We start from the raw sequence: 1,178 nt of genomic DNA, 5'->3' as shown, positions 1-1,178 counted from the left end.
CTCGCAGAGGGCGCCCAAACCACCGCGGCCATCACCGGGACTCCGGAACCCGCACGTCATGCCCGAGTAGCTGCCAAGACCCTGCTGGACCACGCCTTGACAACCGCCCAGCGCAGCGCCGAGTGAGTCTCCGCAGGAGGCCTTCTCGTCAACGATCTTGATACTGCCGATAGGGCAACCGCACGTCGGTTGATTCTGCGACGGCGCCGAGTAGTCCGAACAGACCGGCCTGTCGCGCGTGGCCGCGTCGATGTGCGCCATGGGGACGACAGCCGAAACCGCAGCGATCGCCAACGCCGCCAGGTGCGGACACCGGCTTCAGCGCTTCAGGATCAGAGCTGCCAGGCTGTGATCGTCGTATGGCTCGATCTGGTCGGCGTTCGGGATGTCATCGGCATCAGTCGTTCGCTGGGTGGTCGATGTGGTCGCCGATGCGGGTGCGGAATTCGATGGGCGTAGTTGCGGTGCGGTGGTGAAAATACTTGGCGAAGTTGGACTGGTCGTCGAAGCCGAGGTGTTCTGCGATGCGGGTGACGGTGTCCGGGCTGTGTGCGAGCAGGCGCTTGGCCTCGAGGATTACGCGCTCGTCGATGAGTTCCTTGGCGGACAGACCGGTGTTCTCCCGAGCTAGACGATTCAAAGTACGGGTCGAATAGCTGAGGCGAGCAGCGTATTCGGTGACCTTGTGGTGGGTGCGGAAGCCGGCCTCGATCTCGTCGCGAAACCGAAGGAAAGCGTCGTGGCTGGCCGTCCGGATCTTGCCGCTACCAGCCGGTTGCTCGGCGGCCAGGAGCAGCAGTGTTGCCCCGAGCAGCCGGGTTGAGGCGACCCTGCCCAGTGGGGTGGCGCCGGTAGCCGCCGCAGTGGCTGCCGCGGTGAACGCGGCGGCTGCGGCGGTATGTGTGAAATCCGTTGCGGGCCAATGGTTCGGAACGGCCACGGCGGCGCTGCGGATGAGGGTGTGGGTGAGGTCGTCGATTGCCGCGGGGGAGAACAAGAAGACCGGTCCGTCGATGGCGTCGATGTCATCCCACTGCTGGACCTGCCCGGCGCGCACCCACAGTAGGTCGCCGGGCTCGAGGAGGAAGCCGGTGAAGTCCACCGTGTGGAAGCTCGAGCCGCTGTCGATACGGATGAGCACGTCGAAATTCAGGCGTTGGGGGCCGTCGAATTCGCCC

General features: G+C 65.3%; 1 protein-coding gene. It reads right to left on the bottom strand.

Annotation, left to right across the window (positions count from 1 at the left end; all coding sequences use genetic code 11):
• Positions 1–397 precede the first annotated feature (397 nt).
• Positions 398–1,178: helix-turn-helix domain-containing protein (locus ACWF9G_RS34310; RefSeq protein WP_452520389.1), on the bottom strand; the 781-nt coding region annotated here is incomplete at its 5' end.

This window comes from Nocardia sp. NPDC055029, assembly GCF_053608525.1.
Note: the sequence above shows the minus strand (reverse complement) of the source record. Positions and strands in the feature narration are given on the sequence as shown.